This is a genomic window from Kitasatospora sp. NPDC096128 (genome assembly GCF_040303105.1).
Classification (GTDB): domain Bacteria; phylum Actinomycetota; class Actinomycetes; order Streptomycetales; family Streptomycetaceae; genus Kitasatospora.
The window spans coordinates 250,508-272,246 of record NZ_JBEOSP010000004.1; the positions used below are offsets into that span (position 1 = coordinate 250,508).

The 21,739-nt window shown below is 73.5% G+C and carries 6 protein-coding genes; all 6 read right to left on the reverse strand.

Going from position 1 to position 21,739, the window contains the following annotated elements:
- Window positions 1-38 precede the first annotated feature (38 nt).
- Window positions 39-1,235 (reverse strand): cytochrome P450, encoded by a 1,197-nt coding sequence (locus ABTY61_RS07270; RefSeq protein WP_350503937.1) that lies wholly within the window; start codon window positions 1,233-1,235, stop codon window positions 39-41.
- Window positions 1,225-2,379, reverse strand: coding sequence for a cytochrome P450 (locus ABTY61_RS07275; protein ID WP_350503938.1), 1,155 nt, complete (start codon window positions 2,377-2,379; stop codon window positions 1,225-1,227). The genes ABTY61_RS07270 and ABTY61_RS07275 overlap by 11 nt, the downstream gene beginning before the upstream one ends.
- A 28-nt stretch (window positions 2,380-2,407) precedes the next feature.
- Window positions 2,408-3,583, reverse strand: coding sequence for a cytochrome P450 (locus ABTY61_RS07280; protein WP_350503939.1), 1,176 nt, complete (start codon window positions 3,581-3,583; stop codon window positions 2,408-2,410).
- Between the two features lie 111 nt (window positions 3,584-3,694).
- Window positions 3,695-3,904 carry an MbtH family protein gene (locus ABTY61_RS07285; protein WP_350503940.1) on the reverse strand — a complete coding sequence of 70 codons (210 nt, stop codon included), beginning with the start codon at window positions 3,902-3,904 and terminating at the stop codon, window positions 3,695-3,697.
- Window positions 3,905-3,936: 32 nt separating this feature from the next.
- Complete coding sequence (locus ABTY61_RS07290; protein WP_350503941.1) at window positions 3,937-9,501, reverse strand: non-ribosomal peptide synthetase; 5,565 nt, start codon at window positions 9,499-9,501, stop codon at window positions 3,937-3,939.
- A 19-nt stretch (window positions 9,502-9,520) separates the two neighbouring features.
- Complete coding sequence (locus tag ABTY61_RS07295; protein ID WP_350503942.1) at window positions 9,521-21,739, reverse strand: non-ribosomal peptide synthetase; 12,219 nt, start codon at window positions 21,737-21,739, stop codon at window positions 9,521-9,523.

A 21,739-nucleotide genomic window follows, 5' to 3' on the forward strand; every position in this document is an offset into this window, starting at 1 on the left:
TCCAGTGCGATGGATCGCCGCTCAAGCCGTCCAATTGGTCACCACGCGACCATGAGACTGCCGAGTCCATAGGCGGGGGTGCTCAGCCGGAACGCGGTCGCGCCGGCGGGATCCGCCGGCCGCAGCCCGGGAAAGCGTCGCCACAGCGAGGTGTAGGCGATGCGCAGTTCGAGACGGGCGAGCGCGGCTCCCATGCAGTGGTGCACGCCGTGCCCGAACGCGACATGGGGGACGGGTTCCCGGGTGACGTCCAGGCGATCCGCGTCCGGCAGCAGGGCGGGGTCGCGGTTGGCCGCCGGGAGGGAACAGAGGACCGTCTCCCCCGCCTTGATCACCTGGCCGCCGACTGCGGTGTCCTCGACGGCGGTTCGGGGCGTCGGAGCGTAGGGGACCGTCAGGTACCGGATCAGCTCGTCGACCGCCCGCTCCGCCGACTGCACGTCACCCTGCAGCGCGGCGATCTGCTCGGGGTTGCGCAGCAGCGCCAGCACGCCCAGGCCGATCATGCCGGAGATGTTGTCGTCCCCGGCCAGCATCATCTGCACACAGACGCCCCTGAGTTCCTCGTCGGTCACCGAGTCGCCGTGTTCGGCGACGACCGCACCGATGAGCCCCTCGCCGGGGTCCTTCCGTTCCCTGGCGACCATGGTCACGAGGTAGCGGGAGAACGCCTCGCCGGCGGCCGCCCGCCTCCGGTCGCCGAGCGAGGCGTCGAGATGCCGGTGGCACAGTTCGAGGAACCTGGCGCGGTCGTCCCGCGGCACCCCGAGCAACTCACAGAGCACGGGGCCGGGCACCTCGTCGGCGAACACCTCGATCAGGTCCGCCGGCGACCCCTCCCGCTCCATCGCGTCGAGGCGTTCCGTCACGATCTGTTCGATGTACGGGGCCATCCGCCGGATCCGGCGGTGGGTGAACCCCGGGGCCAGCAGACGCCGGAGCCGGGTGTGCTCCGGCGGGTCGTAGTCCATCAGGTTGCCGACCAGCTCACGCGGCCGGAAGACGCCCGTCCCGCCGATCTCGTCGTTGCGGTCGAAACGGCGGCGCGTACTGAACCGGGTGTGATCGCCGAGGACTTGCCGGACGACCGCGTGCCCGGTGGCCAGCCAGGTGCATTCCGCGTCCGCTCCGGATCCGATCGTGATCCTCGTGAGTTCTCCGGCGGCGCGCAGCTCGTCGGCCGGGTCGAAGCCCTGCCGGCGCGTGTGGATCGGAGGCCTGTCGTCACCACTCAAGGGGAAGCTCCTCCACGGCGAAGGGCTCGGGCCGGCCCGGCTTGAACCGCAGCTCCTCCTCGGGCACGGCGAGCCGCAGCGACGGGAACCGGCGGAACACCGCGGGCAGCGCGATCCGCATCTGGAGCCTGGCCAGCGGGGCCCCGAGGCAGTGGTGGATTCCGTATCCGAACGCCAGGTGCTTCGGCTTCTCACGGGTGATGTCGAAGCGGTCGCCCCGCGGACGGTTGATCGCCAGCATGGAGCAGGTCAGGACGTCCCCGGCCCGGATGTCGCGTCCGGCGACGCGCACGTCCGCGAGAGCGACCCGAGGGGCCGGGGCCTCGACGATCGAGGCGTGCCGCAGCAGTTCCTCGGTCGCGCCGTCCACGAGTTCGGGACGCTCGCGGAGCAGCGCTGCCTGGTCGGGATGGGTCACGAACAGGAGTGCAGCGACGGCCAGTTGGGCGGCCATCTGCTCGGCGGCCATGATCAGGTTCCCCTCGGCGAGCCCCGCCAGTTCCTCGTCGCCGACCTCCGCCCCGTGCTCGCGCACGATGACACCGATCAGTCCTTCGCCGGGATCCCGGCGCTCGCGGTCCACCAGCTTCCTGGTGTAGTTGACGACACCCAGACCCGAGGAGGTCCGCTGCCGGGGAAGCCTGCTCTCCCTGCTCTCCCGGATCATCCGCGACAGTTCGGCCTGGTCGTCGCGGGGGACGTCGAGGAACTCGCAGGCGATGAGTGCCGGGATGGGCCAGGCCGCGTACCTGACGAAGTCGACGGGCGACCCCAGGTTCTCCAGGTCGTCCAGGCACTCCTCGACGATCTCCTCGACGCGCGGCCGCAGCCGTTCCATCCGCCGGACCGAGTAGGCCGGGGCCACGGTCCTGCGCAACCGGGTGTGGTCGGGCGGGTCGTACGCCTGGAGGATTCCCGGCAGTTGGGCCCGGTCGGCCTCGTCGTCGACCGGCCGCATGGAGCTGAACCGCCCGGGATCGGCGAGGACCTCCCGGACCTCGTCGTACCCGGTGACCAGCCATTGCTTGCGGCCGTCCATCCCGGGCTGGGTGTCGTACTCGTGCAACGGCCCCTCGTCCAGCAGGCCGTGGAACTCCGGCACGGGATCGAGCCGGTGCCGCTGGTGCGGCAGGGGAAGTGCCATCGGTTCCTCCCTCCCTAGGTTTCCGGTGCTACCAGTCGAGCAGCAGGGCTTCCACGTCGAACGGCGGCGGCCCCAAGGTGATCTCGCGGTCCGGTTCGGCCAGCCGCAGGGCGGGGAAGCGTTGCGCCAGCGCCGGGATCGCGACCCGGAACATCAGCTCGGCCAGAGCCCTGCCGAGGCAGTGGTGAATGCCCCACCCGAACGCCAGGTGGTCCGGCCGCGCACGGGTGATGTCGAACTCGTCGTCCGCGTCCGGGTAGTTCCGGCGGTTGGCGGCCAGCAGCGAGCACGTGACGGTGTCGCCGGCCTTGACGAGGTGGTCCCCGATCCGCACGTCCTGCGTCGCGACGCGCGGATGGGTCTTCTCGTCGGTCGTGAGGTACCGCATCATCTCGTCCAGCCAGTCCGGCACGGTGTCGGGCTTCTCCCGCAGCACCGCGAACTGCTCGGGCGCTTCGACCATCAGCCAGGCGCCCGCCGCGAGCAGGCGGGCCACCTGGTCGGCGCCCGCGCCCATGACGAACGCGGCCACTCCCGTCAGTTCGGCGTCCGTGATGGCGTCACCGTGTTCGCGCACCACGACGCCGAACATGTCGTCGCCGGGATCGCGGCGCGACTGGGTGACGTGCTGCCTCATGTAGGTCATGAACTTGTTCCCCGCCGCGGTGCGCCTCTTGTCCGACCGGTCGGCCCGGCTGGCGAGCAGGATCCGTGCCAGATCGGCCTGGTCGTCCCGGGGAATGCCGAGGAAGTCGCAGGTCGCCGGCGTCGCGACGGCCCATCCGAAGTGCGGGACGAAGTCCACCGGGCCGCCGAGTGCCTCGATGACGTCCAGGCTGTTCCGGACGGTCTCCTCGACCTGCGGCCGGAACGCCTGCATCCGGCGGACTGCGAACGCGGGGGTCATCATCCGCCGCAGCCGCGTGTGCTCCGGCGGGTCGTACTGGGTGAGGAAGCCGGGCCAGGTGATGCCGGCCGCCGTCCCGCCGTAGAGCAGGCGCGCGCTGAACTTGTCCGAGCCGAGGACCTGCCGGACCTCCTTGGTCCCGGTGGCCAGCCACGCGGTCCGCCCGTCGGCGGAGTCCTCGGTTCCCAGGACGGTCATGTCGCCCTCGCCCATCAGGCAGTGGAGCTCGGGCACCGGATCGAACCGGTTCCTGCGGTGCAACTGCGACGCCCGGACGACGTTGATCTCCTCGAACATGCCGCGGGTCCTTTCGTCTCATCCGGCCGGTGTGCACGGAACGGAGGTCTGGGGGCAGTCGGACGGGCGTCGAGCCCGTCCAACTGCCCGGTTTGAGCGGCTGGACATCGCTCAGCCGTCGATTTCCGCTACCAGGCTCTTCGGCCGGAGGTCGGTCCAGTTCTGCTCGACATAGGCGAGGCAGTCCTGGCGGGCGGCCTCGCCGTGGACGGCGGTCCAGCCGGCCGGCACCTCGGCGAAGGCGGGCCAGAGGGAGTGCTGGCCCTCGTCGTTGACGAGCACGAAGAAAGAGCCGTCCTCGTTGTCGAAGGGGTTGCTCATGGTGGTGTCCTGCCTTTCCGGAGGTGGGTTAGCTACGGCCGCGGCCGGAGCTTCTCGGCGACGACGGCCCCGATCCGGGCCAGCGACGCGGGCTGCATCATCTCGTTGTGGTCGGCGGGGATCTCGTGGGGCTCCACGGTCCCGCTGGTCAGGGGCTGCCAGATGACGGCCGCCCAGTCGACGGGCATGTGCGCGGGGCGGTTGCGCGTGGCGATGAACAGCAGGACGTCGCTCGCGAAGTACGAGGCGTCGTGCCTCGGCCCGACCTCGGCGAGGTTGCGCATCACCTCTTCCAGGCGGGCCCGGGCGCCGTCCCCGCTGACCAGGGCGGCGGCGAGCTCCATCTGCTGTTCCTTCAGCTTGTCGACGGCCTCCTGGACGCGTCCGTCGCCGCGCGCCCTCTTCCCCATGTAGGTGGGGTAGGCGTCGAGCAGCGCGAGCACGCCGACCCGCTCGCCCTCGGCCTCCAGCTGCGCGGCCATCGCCTGCGCGATCCGCCCGCCGAGGGACCAGCCGAGGAGGTGGTACGGCCCGGTCGGCTGCACGGTGCGGATCTGCGCGACGTAGTCGGCCGCCATCTCCTCGACGCCGCCGGGCAGGGCCTCGGTGCGGGCCAGGCCGCGCGCCTGGATTCCGTAGACCGGCTGGTTCGCCGGGAGCTCCCGCAGCAGCGGTCCGTAGTTCCAGCTCAGGCCGCCGCTCGCGTGGACGCAGAACAGCGGCGGGCGGTCGCCGCCGGGGCGCAGCGGCAGCAGGACCTCGAAGTCGCCCGTGGCGGTCTTCGGCGTGGCGCTGGAGCGTCGCCGCTCGCCCAGGAGGGTCAGGGTTCCGGCGGCGGACCAGCGGGCGAGCGAGCCGGTGCGCAGCATGCGCCGCCCCTCGGGCCCGAAGGGGCAGGCCAGGGTCCGGTCGGCGAGGCTCGCGTCGGCCGCAGGGCCGGTGACGTAGAGGTCGCCGACGGCTCCGGGCGCGACGGGGAGCAGCCGGTCGTCGAGCACGAGCGCGCCGAGCGGGCCCGCCTGGGCCAGGTCGGCGACCACCGGGGGCACGGATCCGCTCCATACGGCCGGGGCCTCGGCCGGGCGCTCGCGTTCGGCGTCGTCCAGCAGGAGGTCGAGGTCGCTGACGCGCCGGTGGGGGTCCTGTGCCACCTGTTCCAGGACGCGGACCAGCCGTCGCGCCAGCGACTGGGCCGTGGCCCTGTCGAACAGGTCGGTGGCGTAGCGGAGGTCGCCGTCGATGCCGGCGCCCTGGTCGTCCTCGTCGCGGTGCTCGGTGAGCTTGAACACGAGGTCCAGCTCGATGGCCTCGGGCCGGCCGGGTTCGACGCTGGTGCGCAGGGCCGGCAGTTCCGTCGCGGCCCACGCGCCGGCGTCCTCCTCGGCCACCTCCAGGCCGACCTGGAACACCGGGTGGCGGGAAAGCGAAGCGGGCAGGTCCAACAGGTCGACGATCCGCTCGAAGGGGACGTCCAGGTGCTGGCGGGCGTCCCGGACGGTCTCCTGCACCCGGGTGAGGACCTCCAGGAAGGTCGGGTCGCCCGCGACGTCGGTGCGCAGGGGGAACGGCCGGGCGAACGGGCCGATCATCGGTTCGAGGTCGATGAGGTCCTCGTCGCGCGGCAGCGTCGTGCCGATCACGAGCTCCTCGCCCGCGCCGAACCGGGTCAGCAGCATGGCGAGCGCGGCGTGCACCAGCTGGTGGGCGTCCGCGCCGGCCGAGTCCACGGCCGCCAGCAGCCGGGCGTGCGCGGGGCCGTCCAACCGCAGCGCGACCGTGTCGGCCTGTCGCGACGGGACGGCCGGGCGCGGACGGTCGAAGGGCAGGACCGTGTCCCCGTCGATGCCGGCGAGGTGGTCCCGCCAGAAGGACGCCTGCTCGCCGATCAGGCTCTCCGGCTCGCGCTCGCCCTCCAGCAGCAGCCGCTCCCAGATCGCGTAGTCGGCGAACTGCAGGGTCAGCGGCGCGCGCTCCGGGACCCGGCCCGCGCGCCGCGCGCCGTACGCGGCCGCCAGGTCGCGGAAGTACACGTCCAGTGAGTCCTCGTCGGCGGCGATCCGGTGCACCGTCAGCGCCAGTACGTGCTCGCGCTCCGCGACCGCGAAGAGGTCGCAGCGCCACGGCAGGTCGCGGGTGAGGTCGAAGGGCCGCTCGGCCAGCTCGGCGAGCAGCCCGGGAAGCTCCTCCTCGGCGGCCGGAACCGGTGTCAGCCGGACGGCCGCGGAGTCGTGGACGTGCTGGTGGACGGTCGTGGCCTGGCCCGGGAAGGTCGTCCGGAGGATCTCGTGCCGGGACGCGACGTCACCGAGCGCCGCCTCCAGCGCGGGCACGTCCAGTCGGCCGCGCACGCGCAGCGCGACCGAGGCTTGCAGGCCGGCGGTCGTCTCTCCGGGACGGGCCAGCAGCCAGGCGCGGAGCTGCCGGGCGGTGAGGGGCACCTGCTCCGGCCGGGGGGCGGCCTCCAGCGCGGGGCGTGACTTCGCCGCCAGCGCCCGGGCGATGCCCGCGGGCGTCGGCGAGGAGAACAGCTGACGGATGGGCAGGTCCGCGCCGATCTCCTCGCGGATCCGCGCGATGAGCCGCATGGCCAGCGCCGAGCTGCCGCCCAGGTCGTGGAAGGCGTCGTCGACGCCCACCCGCTCGACGCCGAGGATCTCGGCGAACAGCGCGCACAGGACCTTCTCGGTCTCGCTCTCGGGGGCCTTGTCCGAAGCGCGTTCCGCGAAGTCGGGGGCGGGCAGGGCCCGGCGGTCCACCTTGCCGTTGGGAGTGACGGGCAGGCCCGGACGGAGGATGATCGCCGCGGGGACCATGTAGGAGGGCAGGACGAGGCTCATCTGCCGCCGCATCTCCTCCACGTCGGCCTCGTTTCCGTCGGTGACGGCGTAGCCCACCAGCCGCCGCTCGCCGGGCGTGTCCTCGCGCGCCACGACGACCGCCTCGGTCACGCCCGGCTGGGCCGCCAGCACGGTCTCCACCTCGGCCGGCTCCACCCGGAAGCCCCGGATCTTCACCTGGTCGTCGGCCCGCCCGACGAACACCGCCTCCCCGTCGCGGTTCCAGCGCGCCAGGTCGCCGGTGCGGTACATGCGCTCGCCGGCGCGGAACGGGCAGGCGACGAACCGTTCGACCGTCAGGTCCGGCCGGCCGAGGTATCCGCGGGCCAGGCCGGTGCCGGCGATGTACAGCTCGCCGGTGATGCCCGGCGCGACCGGTCGCAGGAAGGCGTCGAGGACGTATATCCCGCGGTTCGCCATGGGGCGGCCGATCGGCAGCTCACCCCCGAGCACCTCACCGGGCTCGATCGGCTTCCAGGTCGCGCACAGGGTGGTCTCGGTCGGCCCGTAGGTGTTGCGCACCCGCAGAGCGGGCTGGGCCCGCCGCAGGTTCTCCACCGCGTAGGCGGGGACGACGTCCCCGCCGGTGCCGACCTCGACCAGGCCCGTGAAGCACTCCGGTGACGACTCCGCCAGGGCGCGGAAGGTCCCGGCGGTGAGGTGGATGGAGGTCGCGCCGCGTTCGACGGCCCGGCGCACACCGCCGGCGTCCACCACTCCCGGCTCGGCGAGCAGGATCCGGCCGCCCGTGGCGAGCGGCACCCACATCTCGTAGAGCGAGGCGTCGAAGACGTGCGTCGCGTGCATCAGCACGCCGTCCTCGGGACCGATCCGCCAGCCCGCGTCGCCCGCCAGACCGGCCACTCCCCCGTGGGTGACGGCCACGCCCTTCGGGACGCCGGTGGATCCGGAGGTGTACATCACGTACGCCAGATCGTCGGCGCCGACCCGGATCCCCGTAGCGGTGGCGGCCCGGCCGTCGACGGCCGCGCGGGTCTGCGGCGCATCGAGGACGATGGCGTCCTCGGGCGCGACCGCGCTGGTGGCGGTGGTGCACACGACGGTCGAGACCCGGGGGTCGGCGAGGACGAGCGCGACCCGCTCGGCCGGGTTCCCCGCGTCGACCGGGACGAACGCGGCACCCGCCTTCCAGATCGCCAGGAACGTGACCAGCAGGTCGGCGGACCTCTCCATGGCCACCCCGACCAGGGCACCGCGCCGCACGCCGCGGTCGGCGAGGTATCCGGCCAGCCGGTTGGACGCCCGGTCGAGCTCGGCGTAGGTCAGGTCCGTGCCGCTCGCGTCGGTGATCGCCACCGCGTGGGGTGCGGTGGCGACCCGACGCCCGAACAGCTCGACCATGGACGCCCCGGGCACCGGGCCCGCGGTCGCGTTCCAGCCGTCCACCACCACGGCACGCTCGGCGGCGCTCAGCAGGGTCAGCCGGCCGACCAGGACGGCGGGCTCGGCGACCAGCTGTTCCACCACCCGCACGAACGCGCCCTGGACGGATTCCGCGACCTCCCGGTCGAACAGGCCCCGGTCGTAGTTGAGGATGACCGGCATCCGCTCGCCCGGCCCGGTGACCAGCGTGAACGGGTAGTGCGAGGAGTCGCGGCCCTTCCGCACGGGGCGCAGGTGCAGGCCGCTGCCCTCCGGCCGGTCGAGTCCGGTGCGGGGGAAGTTCTCGTAGATGACGAGGGTGTCGAAGACGGCTCCGGCTCCGGCGGCGGCCCGCGCCTCCTGGAGGCCGAGGTGCTGGTGGGGCATGAGCGCCGACTGGTTGCGCTGCAGCTCGGTGAGCGCTTCGACGAACCGCCGCCCGCCGTCGAGCCGCACGCGCACCGGCAGGGTGCCGAGCAGCATGCCCACCATCGTCTCCACGCCGGCCAGCTCGGCCGGCCGGCCCGAGACGGTCGTGCCGAACACCACGTCGGTGCGGCCCGCCAGCTGGGACAGCACGACCGCCCATACGCCCTGGACGACCGTGTTCAGCGTGAGGCCGTGGGCGCGGGCCAGCTGCGCCAGGTCCTTCGTCAGCTCCGGGGAGAGCTCGGTCATCACCGTGTCGATGTCCGGCACTCGGCTCGGATCGGCCGGGGCGACCGTGGTGGGGGTGTCCAGACCGGCGAGTTCCTTGCGCCAGGCGGTCCGGGCCGCCTCCTTGTCCTGGCGTCCCAGCCAGGCGAGGTAGTCGCGGTAGGAGGTCGTGGCCGGCAGCCCGGACGCGTCCCCGCCCGCCGCGTAGATCGCGGACAGCTCGCGGTGGATGATCGGCATCGACCAGCCGTCGGCCAGGACGTGGTGAAGGGTGTGCACGAGCCGGTGGCTCTGCGGGCCGAGCCGGATCAGGTGCAGCTTCGTCAACGGGGCCGTCTCCAGTCGGAAGCGCTCGGCCAGCTCCTCCTCCGCCAGTCGCCCCACTTCGTCGTCGGCCTGGTCGTCCGGGAGTCCGGAGAGGTCCGTCTCACGCCACGGGACCTTGACGTCCCGGAGGACCACCTGCACCATCTGCGCGCCGCTGACGTACCGGAAGCAGACCCGCAGCGCGGCGTGCCGGTCCAGGAGCGCCTGCCAGGACGCCTTCAGGCGCTCGGGGTCCAGCGGGCCCTCGATGCCGTAGACGGACTGCACGGTGTAGGTGTCCGGGCCGTCCTTGTCGAGAGCGGTGTGGTAGAGCATGCCCTCCTGCAGCGGCGACAGGGGCCAGACGTCTTCCACGGCGGAGCGCGGCTTCGCACGAGTGTCGTCAACGGTCATGATCTGCTCCTTGTGGAAGTCATTCATCGGCCGGCCCGGTCTGGAGTCGGTCCATCTGGTCAGGCGAGAGGACCAGGAGCATGCCGTCCTGGGACTCCGGCTGCGCGCTCTCCTCGCCCTGGGCCGGGAGCTCCTTGGCGAGCACCGCCAGCCGTTCGGGCGTCTTCTCCTCGAACACTTGCCACGGCGACAGTTCCAGTCCTTCGCCGCGCAGCCGGGCCGACAGCTGCATCGAGCTGATCGAGTCGCCGCCGAGCTCGAAGAAGCTGTCGTCGACCCCGACCGGCTCCACCCCGAGGACCTCGGCGAACATCGCGCACAGCAGCTCTTCGACGGCCGTGCGCGGATCACGTCCGGAGGAGTTCCCGGCGTAGTCGGGGGCCTGGAGCGCCCGGTGGTCGACCTTTCCGTTCGGGGTCAGGGGCATCGTTTCCAGCGGTACGAACGCCACCGGCCTCATGTGCTCCGGCAGGCGTTCGGCCGCCGTCCCGCGCAGGGCGGCGATCAGCTCCTCGGCCGACTGCCCGGCCGCCGGGACGACGTACGCCACCAGCCGCTTCTCTCCGGGCCCGTCCTCACGGGCGGCCACCACCACCTGGGCGGCCCCCGGGTGGTCCGCCAGCACGGCCTCGATCTCGCCCGGCTCGATCCGGTAGCCGCGCACCTTGACCTGCGCGTCGGCCCGGCCGGCGAAGACCAGCTCTCCCTCGCCGGTCCAGCGGGCCCGGTCGCCGGTGCGGTACATGCGGCCCCCGCAGGAGTACGGGTCGGCGACGAACCGGTCCGCCGTCAGGCCCGGGCGTCCGAGGTATCCCCGCGCGAGCCCTGCCCCGGTGACGTAGAGCTCACCGGCCACGCCGGGCGGCACCGGCTGCAGGAAGGCGTCGAGCACGTACGCCCGCACGTTGGTGATCGGACGGCCGATGGGGACCACGTCGCGTCCCGGAGACAGCGGCGAGCTCATCGTCGCGCACACGGTCGTCTCGGTGGGCCCGAAGGCGTTGATCATCCGCCGGTCCCCCGACCAGCGGTCGACCAGGGGCAGTGGGCACGCCTCACCGGCGACGATCAGCGTCTCCAGGCAGTCCGGCAGGTCGTCCTCGACGGCCAGCACGCTCGGCGGCACGGTGACGTGGGTGATGCGCCACCGGCGCAGGGCGTCGCCCAGCGACACGCGCGGCGGCATGCTGCCGGCGTCGGCCAGCACCACCGTCCCGCCCGACAGCAGGGCCATGCACAGCTCGGAGATCGCGGCGTCGAACCCGAGGGAGGCGAACTGCAGGATCCGTGCGGACGGCGTCACACCGAAACGCTCGATCTGCGCGCCGGCCAGGTTGCCGATCCCGGCGTGGGTGACCTGGACGCCCTTGGGCGTCCCCGTCGACCCGGAGGTGTAGATCACGTACGCCCCGTCGCCCGCCGCCACGGCCGGCAACGCCACTCCCGGGTCGGCGGCGGGCCGCTCGTCCAGGGCGACGACCGTGCCCGCGAACCCGTCCGGTACGGCCGTCCGGGTCGCCTTGGTGCACAGCAGCACCTCGGGCGCGGAGTCCGCCAGCATCAGCTCGATCCGACCGGCGGGATAGTCCGGGTCGACCGGGACGAACACCCCGCCCGACAGCGACACCCCGACCAGGGCCACCACCAACTCCGCCGACCGTCCGACCAGCACGCCCACCCGCGTCTCGCGTCGGACGCCCAGCCCCGCCAGCAGCCGCGCCAGGTCCTCCGCCCCTGCCAGCAGCCCTTCGTACGACAGGCTCCGCGCCGCGTCCTCCACCGCGACCGCGTCCCGCGACAGCTCCGCCCGTCGGCGCAACAGCACCGGCAGCGGCTCCGGCACGAACGGCGCGTCGGTGGCGTTCCACCGCTCGACCACCAGGGCGCGTTCCGCCGGGCCGATCAGGCCGACCCGGCCCACCGGAGTGCGCGGATCGGCCGCCACCTGCTCCAGCGCCCGGACGACCGACGCCGGCATCTCCTGCGCCCGGGCCAGGTCGAAGACGTCCGGACGGAAGATGAACTCGCCGTGGACGCCGCCGTCGTGGGAGACGCGCATGGACACCGGATAGTGCCCGCTGTCGTTCGGGATCCCCGTGGGGCGCATGACGAGCGCATCGGGGTCCTCGGACGGGAGCGGCGGGTGGGGGTAGTTCTCGAAGACCACGATCGTGTCGAACCCGGCGCCCTGCCCGGCGACCTGGATGATCTCCGACTGTCCGACGTGCTGGTGCGCCATCATTCCGACCTGGCGCTCCTGGAGGTGCGTCAGCATGTCGAGGAAGGGCTCACCGCCCGCGAGGCGGGCCCGGACCGGCAGCGTGTTCATGAACAGGCCGACCGCGGACTCGACTCCGGGGATCTCGGGCGGGCGCCCGGCCACCGCGGTACCGAAGACCACGTCGTCCCGGCCCGTCAGCCTTGCCAGGAGCAGCGCCCAGACCCCCTGGAAGAGGGTGTTCATCGTGACGCCGTGCCGGCGCGTGAGCTCCACCAGCCGACGGCTCAGGTCCTCGTCGAGTTCGAACCGGACGCGTTCGGGCTCGACGGGCGCGGTGTGGGTCTCCGGCGGCACGACGTAGGTCGCCTCGTCGAGCCCGGCCAGCTCCGTCCGCCACGCCTGCCAGGCGGCTTCCTTGTCCTGACGGGAGAGCCAGGCGAGATAGTCGCGGTAGGACGTCGGGGCGGACAGGGACAGTCCTTCACCGCCCGATTCGTAGAGCGCCATCGCATCGCCGGAGAGGACCGGAAGCGACCATCCGTCGCAGGAGATGTGGTGGGTGGCGAGGGCCAGCCGGTGGCTGCGTTCGCCGATGCGCACCAGGTGCAGGCGCAGCAGGGGCGCCCGGCCCAGGTCGAACCGGTCGGCGTGCAGCTCCTCCGCGAGTCGCTCGAACCGTGCCAGCGCCTCGTCCTCGGACAGGTGGGACAGGTCGGTGTAGGTCCAGGGCAGGGCCACGTCACGGACGATCGCCTGGACCGCCCGGCCGGACCCGAGCTGGTGGAAGCCCGCCCGCAGGCCGGCGTGCCGGTCGAGGAGGGACTGCCAGGACGCCCGGAAGCGGGCGAGGTCCAGCGGACCCTCGACGGCGAGGGTGCGGATGCCCGCGTAGACATCCGGACCCCGCTGGTCCATGGCGTGGAACAGCAGCCCCTCCTGGAGCGGGGAGAGCGGCCAGATGTCCACGAGGCCCGGAACGGCGGCCTCGACCTCCTCCACCTCCGGCTGCGTCAGCTCGACGAGGGAGAAGTCGCCGGGGGTGTGCCCACCGGCTCCGGGGACGGCGGCGTGCGCGGCGAGGCCGGACAGCAGGTCCAGCCAGACCTGGGCGAGCGACTGCGCCTCGGCCTCGCCGAGGAGCCGTCCGGCCCAGGTCACGGTCAGTCGGAGCTCGGGTCCGTCCGGGGAGTCGAGGAGGACGGCGTCGACCTCCACGGCGTGGCGCAACGGCGCGTCCTGCTCCGCCGCGCCGCCGACCGTCCCCGTCATCTGCCAGGGCTGCGGATCACTGTCGGGGCGGGAGGAGAACCGGCCGAGGTAGTTGAACCCGACCTCCGCCTTCGGCGAGGCCGCCAGGACCGGTGCCGTCTCGGCGTTGAGGTGGCGCAGCATGCCGTAGCCGAGGCCGCCGTCGGGCACCGCCCGCACGTTCTCCTTGACCTGCTTCAGCAGGCGGCCGGCGGCCTCGCCGCCGGCGATCGCCTCGTCGGTGTCGATCCCGGTCACGTCCAGCCGGAGCGGGTGGATGTCGGTGAACCAGCCGACCGTCCGGGTGAGATCCAGCTCGCCGAGGGGCCCGCGGCCGTGGCCTTCGACATCCACCACGACGGAGTCGCCGCCGCGCCAGTGGGCGACCGCGCCCGCCAAGGTGGCCAGGAGCACCTCGTGGACACCGCAGTGGAAGGCCGAGGCGGCCCTCTCCACGAGCAGGCCCGCGCGGTCGCGCGGCAGGGTCCATGACCTGCGTCCCGCAGTGGCGATGGTGTCGCGTGCGGGGTCGAGGGGGGCCAGCCCGGGTTGCGCGTGGTCGAGGATCTCCGTCCAGGTCTCGAGTTCCCCGGCCCGGATCGCGGCCTGGTCGGCCAGGGTCCGCGCCCATCGCCGGAACGGGACCTCCACCGGGTCGAGAGCGGGCTCGTCGCCCGCGGCCACGGCCTCGCAGGCCGTACGCAGGTCCAGCAGCAGGATCCGCCAGGACACGGCGTCGACCACCAGGTGGTGCGCCACCAGCACGAGCCGTCCCACGCGACCGGGTCCGGCATCGATCCACACCGCCCGGATCATCACACCGGCGGCGGGATCCAACCGCGCCGCCGCCTCGTGGGCGCACCGGTCCGCGACCTCGTCGATGTCGCCGGTGCCGGCCTCGACCTGCTCGACCAGACCCGCCGCGTCCACCGTCCCCCGGCCGGACACGACCAGGCTCGGCCCTTCGCCGCCGTCCGTGACGACCCGGCTGCGCAGCAGGTCGTGGGCGTCGATCACCGCGCCCAGCCCGGCCGCCAGCGCGTCCAGCGACAGGTCGCCGGGAGCACCCGAGGTCACCCACTGGGTCAGGGCCCCGCCGGTCAGCGCGCCGGGGTCGTGTTCGATGAGCGCCCGCATCACCGGCGTCCACGCGACCTCGCCGACACCGTCGTCGAGGTCCGTCCGCATCGCGCCGCCGCGCCCGGCGACCGCCGCGATCCCCGCCGGTGTCTCCTGCGCGAAGACGTCCTTCGCGCCGAAGACGATGTCGGCGCGGCGGGCCCGGGCGGCCAGCTGCATGGAGAGGATCGAGTCGCCGCCCAGCTCGAAGAAACCGTCGTCCGCTCCGACCCGCTCCACCCCGAGGATCTCGGCGAACAGGGCGCACAGCACCCGCTCCGCCTCGGTACGCGGCTCGCGGCCGGCGGGCTTCCCGGAGAACTCGGGTACGGGCAGGGCCTCGCGATCGACCTTCCCGTTGATCGTCAGCGGGAAGGCATCCAGGACCACCACCGCGGCCGGGACCATGAACTCCGGCAGCCGCGCCGCGAGGTGCTCGCGCAGCGCCTCGGGGTCCGGGGCCTGCTCCGGTTCCGCGATCGCGTAGGCGACCAGCCGCTTCTCACCCGGGCGGTCCTCCCTCGCGACGACGACCGCCTGCGCGACCCGGGGGACCTCGGCGAGTACCGCCTCGATCTCCGCCGGCTCGACCCGGTAGCCCCGGATCTTCACCTGGGAGTCGGCCCGTCCGGCGAACAGCAACTCGCCCCGGTCGGTCCAGCGCGCCAGGTCGCCGGTGCGGTACATCCTCTCGCCGGGGGCGAACGGGTCGGCGGTGAACCGCTCCGAGGTCGCGCCGCGGGCCTCGGGATAGCCGAGCGCCAGACCGGCGCCCGCGAGGTAGAGCTCGCCGTTCACGTTCGGAGCGACCGGCTGGAGGAAGGCGTCGAGCACGTACGCCCGCCGCCCGGTCAACGGGCGCCCGATCGGTAGGACCTCGCCGGTCTCGTCACCCGGCTCCAACAGCTGCCAGGTGGCGCACAGGGTGGTCTCGGTCGGGCCGTACAGGTGCCGGACCCGCAGGTCCGGGCAGGCCCGGCGCAGCCGTGCGACGGAGGCGAGGGGCACCACGTCCCCGCCGGTGAGGACCTCGCGCAACCCGCTGAAGGAGTCCGGCGACTCCTCGGCCAGCACCCGGAAGCTCCCGGCCGTCAGGTGGACGGTCGTCACGCCGCGGGCGACCGCCTCTCGCAGTCGCTGCGTGTCGACGGTGCCCGGTTCGGCGACCAGGACGCGGGCCCCGCTGACCAGCGGCGCCCAGATTTCGAGCAGCGACGCGTCGAACGCGTGCGAGGCGTGCATCAGGACGCAGTCGTCGGCACCGAGTGCCCAGCCGGGGTCGCCGGCCAGGGCCGCGACGCTTCCGTGCGGCACCGCGACGCCCTTGGGCTCACCGGTCGATCCCGAGGTGTACATCACGTAGGCGACGTCGTAGGCCGTGAGCGGCGTCTCCTGCCGCGTTCCCCCGGTCCACGGCGCGTCCACGAGCACGGGCTCGACGGCGTCCGGCACCGCGCTGCGGGTCTCCTCGGCGCAGACGGCCACCGCCACGCCGGCGTCGGCGAGCATCCGCTCGATCCGCACCGGCGGGTGGTCCACGTTCACCGGGACGTACGCGGCCCCGGCCTTCCAGACAGCGAGGAAGGCGACGAACAGGTCCGCGCCGCGCTCCATCACCACGCCGACGCGGTCGCCGCGCCGCACGCCCGTCCCGGCCAGACGCCCTGCCAGCCGGTCCGATTCCCGGTCGAGGTCGGCGTAGGACAGGCTGCGGTCCCCGTCGACGACGGCCACCGCGTCCGGCGCGCCCGCCGAGCGCCGCCGGAACAGTTCCACCACCGACGATCCGCCCGCGGCCTCGCCGGTCTCGTTCCAGCGCTCCACCACGGACGTGCGCGTCACGTCACTCGTCACGCCCAGGCGGCCCACGGGGAGCGAGGGCTCGGCGAGCAGTCGTTCGATGACCCGCACGACCTGCCCGGCGACCTCGACGGCGGTCTTCTCCTCGATCCGGTCGGGCCGGAAGGACACGCGGATCTGCAGGCGCCGGCCGGGACTGGCGCTCATGGTCAGCGGGTAGCCGGTGCCCGTCCGGGTGAGGGCCGAGCTGATCGTGACTCCGCCGTCGTCGCCGAGACCGGCCGCGTCATGCGGGTAGTTCTCGACCATCACGAGGGTGTCGAAGGCCGCGCCCGGCCCCACCGCCCTCTGGATCTCCGACAGACCCATGTACTGGTGCTCCGTCAGCGCCGACTGGCGTCGCTGCAGGTCCTGGAGCAGCTCCAGCACCGGCAGGCCGCCGTCGAGCCGCACCCGGACCGGAACGGTGTTGATGAACATCCCCACCATCCGCTCCACGTCCGGTACGTCCGCCGGGCGGCCCGACACCACGGACCCGAAGACCACGTCCGTCCGGCCCGCCAGCCGGGCCAGCACCAGGGCCCACGCGCCCTGCACGATCGTGCTCAGCGTCAGCCCGTGGCTGCGGGTGAAGTCGGTGAGCCTGCGCGTCGTCTCGGCGGACAGCCGGGCGCAGTGCTCCTCCGGCATCACCATCGCCTTGCCCGCCTCGGCGTCCACCACGGTCGGCTCGTCCGCCCCGGCGAACTCCGAGCGCCACGCCGATCGCGTCGCCTCCTGGTCCTGGCCGCTCAGCCACGCCACGTAGTCGCGGTAGGAGGGTGGCGTCGACGGGCTCGGCCGGCCCGCGTAGCCGGAGGACATCTCGCCCAGCACGATCGGCGTCGACCAGCCGTCCAGGAGGACATGGTGCGCCGTCAGGACGAGCCGGTGCCTGTTCTCGCCGAGACGGATCAGCAGCAGCCGCAGCAGCGGCGGGCGGGACACGTCGAACCGCTGCGCCTGGTCCTGCGCGAGGAGGCGTTCGACCTCGACGGCCGCCTCCGCCTCGCCGAGGTGCGATACGTCCGCCGTGCGCCAGGGGATGTCGGCGTCACCCACGACGACCTGCACCGTCTCGCCCGAGCCGAGCTGGTGGAAGCTCGTGCGGAGCGACTGGTGCCGGGCGGCCAGCGGCTGCCACGCCGCGCGCAGCCGTTCCGGGTCGAGCGGCCCGTCGAGGTCCAGGATCCGCTGGGTCTGGTAGACGTCCACTCCCTGGTCGTCGAGGGCCCGTTCGAAGAGCATGCCCGCCTGGAGGGGCGACAGGGGCCAGATGTCGATCAGCCCGGGCGCGGCGGCCTCCAGCTCGACCACGTCCCGCCGCGACACCTCGACGAAGTCGAAGTCGGACGGCGTGTGGCCTCCGGCGCCGGGGGCGACGGCGTGGGCGGCGAGACCGGTGAGCAGCTGCAGCCAGGCCTCCCCCAGCCGCTCCACCGTGGCGGGATCGAGATCCCGGCCGTCCATGGTGAGCCTCAGAACGGGACCGGCCGGCGTGTCCTGAACGTCCGCGCCGACCTCCAGGGCGTGGGCGAGCACCGGCTCAGGACCGGCGGCCCCCGCGCCGAGCGGCCCTTCGCCGACCTGCCACGGAGTCTGCGGGTAGGTGGGGGCCGACCGGCCGAGGTAGTTGAATCCGATGGTCGGGGAGGGCAGTTGGGCCAGCCTGGCCCCGGTGTCGGGGTTGAGGTGGCGCAGCAGCCCATAGCCGAGCCCGTCGCCCGGCACTGCGCGGACCTGCTCCTTCACGGCCTTCAGCAGCTCGCCGGCCGCCGCGTTCCCGGCCGCCGCCGCTGCCAGGTCGACGCCGGAGACGTCGAGGCGGACCGGGTGGACGCTGGTGAACCAGCCGACGGTGCGCAGCAGATCCTCGCCCTCGGCCGGGTGGCGGCCGTGGCCCTCCAGGTCCAGGAGCACCCCGGCGTCACCGGCCCGCCGGTGCGCCACCGCGCCCGCCAGGCCCGCGAGCAGGACTTCCCGGATCCCGCAGTGGAAGGTTCTCGGGGCCCGGTCCACCAGGCTGCGCGCCGTGGGCCCGGACAGGGTCCCCGACCATGAGTGCGGCCGCCCCTCGTGCCGGCCGTCGTCCTGCCCGGGGAACGGGTCCGCGCCGTCCAGGACCCCGACCCAGTGATCCATCTCGGCGAGGGTGTGCTCGCTGAACGCCTGCTCGGTCAGCCGCTGCGACCACTGCCGGTACGACGTGGCCGCCGGTTCGAGGGACGGGGTCCCCCCGGAGAGAACCTCCTCGTAGGCCGTGCGCAGATCCGGCAGCAGGATGCCCCAGGAGACCGCGTCGACCACCAGGTGGTGCGCCACCAGCGCCAACCGGCCCGGCTCGGCGCTTCCCGCGTCGATCCACACGGCCCGCACCATGGTCCCCGTCGACGGGTCCAGGCCGCCTGCGGCCGTCGCGGCCTCGCGTTCGGCGGTCTCGTCGAGGTTCCCGGTCCCGGCGTCCACCCGGGTCACCAGTGCGGCCGCATCCACCGTGCCTCGCGCGGGGACGATCAGCCGTCCGTCGGACTCCGCCCGGCCGCGCAACTGGTCGTGGACGTCCAGCACCGCTGCCAGGGCGGTCACCAGCGCGTCCCGGTCGAGGCCGGGCGGGGCGACGACGACGCGCGCCTGGGCGAAGCCGGGGCGCAGCGCGTCGGCTCCGAGGGCGCGCATCACCGGCGTCCAGGCGATCTCCCCGATGCCCGCGTCCGTCTCGGTGCGGCCCCGCCGCGTCGTTCCGGCGACCCCCGCCAGCGCGGCCAGCCGTCCGGGGGTCCGCTGCTCGAACACCTGCCGGGGGGTGAGGGCTATCCCCTCGCGCCGGGCACGGGCGGCCACCTGCATCGACGAGATCGAGTCCCCGCCCAGCTCGAAGAAGCCGTCCTCGACCCCGACCCGTTCCAGGCCGAGGACCTCGGCGAACACCCGGCACAGGATCCGCTCGGCCTCGGTGGCCGGCTCCCGGCCCACCGACTTCGACGCGAAATCCGGCTCGGGCAGGCCCTGCCGGTCCACCTTCCCGTGGACCGTCAGCGGCAGCGCGTCCAGCACGATCACCGCCGCCGGGACCATGAAGTCGGGCATCGTCTCGGCGAGTCGCTCCCGCAGCAGGACCGGGTCGAGGTCGTGTCCCGCTTCGGCGACCACATAACCGGTCAGCCGCTCGTCCCGGGCTGCCACCACGGCCTGGCCGACGCCGGGAAGCCCGGCGAGGACCGCCTCGACCTCTCCCGGCTCCACGCGGTAGCCGCGGATCTTCACCTGGTCGTCGGCCCGTCCGCCGAACACGAGCGTGCCCTGGTCCGTCCAGTGGGCCAGGTCACCGGTCCGGTACATCCGCCCGCCGGGGACGAAGGGGTCGGCGGTGAACCGCTCGGCCGTCAGGGCCGCACGGCCCAGGTAGCCGCGCGCGACACCGGCCCCCGCGACGTACAGCTCGCCCTTCACGCCCGGAGGCACGGGGCGCAGGAACGCGTCGAGGACGTAGCCGCGCCGGCCCGCGAGGGGGCGTCCGATCGGCAGCACCGGACCGGTCTCGTCGCCGGGTCCGATCAGCCACCAGGTCGCGCACAGCGTCGCCTCCGTGGGGCCGTAGAGGTGCCGCACCCGGACGTCCGGGCACGCCCGCCGTACGCGCTCCACCGCCGCCGGCGGCACCTCGTCGCCGCCGGTCAGCACCTCCCGGAGCCCGGCGATCGACTCCGGTTCCTCCTCGGCCAGCACCCGGAAGGTTCCGGCGGACAGGTGGGCGGCCGTGACGCCGCCCGCCACGTACCGGGCCAGGGCCTGCCCGTCCACCGCGCCCGGTTCGGCGATCACCAGTCGGGCGCCCGACACGAGCGGCACCCAGATCTCGAACAGGGAGATGTCGAAGGAGTGCGAGGCGTGCGTCAGCACGGCGTCGCCGGGCCCGATCCCCCACCCCGGTTCCCCGGCCAGGGCCGCCACGTTGCCGTGCGACACCGCGACGCCCTTGGGCGTGCCCGTCGACCCCGAGGTGTACATCACGTAGGCGAGGTCCTCGGCTCCGACCTCCACCTCGGGGCGGGCGCACCGCGCCACGGCCCGCCGCGTCCCGGGATCGTCCAGGACGATCGGGTCGAGCCCGCTGTCCAGCACCGCCGCCCGGCTCGCGGCCCGGCAGACCACCGCGGCCGGATCCGCGTCCGCCAGCATGAACTTCACGCGTTCCAGCGGGTAGGCGGGGTCCACCGGCACGAACGCCGCCCCCGCCTTCCACACCGCGAGCAGCGTCGCGATCAGGTCGGTCGACCGGTCCATCACCACGGCGACCCGGTCCCCGCGCCGGATACCGCGCCCGGTCAGGTAGCCCGCGAGCCTGTCCGCCTGACCGGCCAGGTCGCGGTAGGACGTCGTCAGGTCTCCGTCGGTGATCGCCGTCTCGTCTGCGCGGCGCTCCACCTGGCGGTCGAACAGGGCCGGCGCCAGGCCGCCCTGCTCGGCGTCGGGTGCCGTGCCCCAGGCGTTCACCAGGTCGCGCTCGGCGGCGGTCGTCACGGCGAGGTCGGCCACGGCGATCGCGCTGTCGGCCGTCAGCCGGCGCAGAACCCCCTGGAACCGCTCCAGGACGGCGAGCGCCGCGTCCGTGTCGAAGAGGTCGGTCAGATGGTCGAGCTTGAGGAGCATCGTGTCGCCGGGGACGGCGACCAGCGTCAGCGGGTAATGGGCGGCCTCCCGGCCCTGGTTCACCCGCACGGTGAAGGCCTCGGCGGAGTCCGGTTCACCGAGGTCGCGGGGGGTGTTCTCGAAGACGAGCAGGGTGTCGAAGATCGCGCCGGGGCCGGCCGCCTTCTGGATGTCCGTCAACCCCACGTACTGCTCGGGGATGAGCGCCGACTGCCGCCGCTGCAGCTCCGTCAGCAGCGCGGCGACCGGTGTGGCGCCCTCCAGCCGTACGCGCACGGGCACGGTGTTGAGGAACAGCCCCACCGTTGCCTCCACGCCGGGCAGGTCCGCGGGGCGTGCCGACACGGCCGCCCCGAACACCACGTCCGTCCGGCCCGACAGCTGCGCCAGCACCAGCGCCCACGCGCCCTGCACCACCGTGTTCAGCGTCAGCCCGTGGCCGCGGGCCAGGTCTTCCAGCGATCGGGTGAGCTGCTCGGGGAGCTCGGCGCTGACGCTCTCCGGCATGCCGGGCGCCCGGCCCGGGTCCGCGGGCGCCACCAGGGTCGGCTCCTGCGCGCCGCGCAACTCCGCCGTCCACGCCGCCAGCGCCCGCTCCTGGTCCTGGCGGCCCAACCAGGCGAGGTAGTCCCGGTAGGACGCCGCCTCCGGCAGCTCCGGCCGGCCGTCGGCCGCGTACAGCGCGAGCAGTTCGTTGAAGACGATGGGCAGCGACCAGCCGTCCATGACCGCGTGATGGCAGGTCACCACCAGGCGGTGCCTGGTGTCGTCGAGACGGATCGAGGTGAGGCGCAGCAGCGGGGCCTTCGCGAGGTCGAACGGCCGCAGCCGGTCCTCCTCGGCCAGCTCCCGCACGGCCTCCTCGGGATCGGCGAGGTGGGAGAGGTCGACCGTGCGCCACGGCAGCTCCACCCGGCTCGCGATGACCTGCACCGTCTCGCCCGACGCACGCTGGCGGAAGCAGGCCCTGAGCGCGGCGTGCCGGGCGAGCAGGTCCTCCCAGGCCGCACGCAACCTCCCCGCGTCGACCGGACCTTGCAGCTCCAGGATCCAGTGGCCCAGGTAGATCTGGGGCCCTTCGCCGTCGTAGACCGTGTGGAACAGCAACCCTTTCTGCAGCGGCGACAGCGGCCAGATGTCCTCGATCCGCGACTGAGCCAT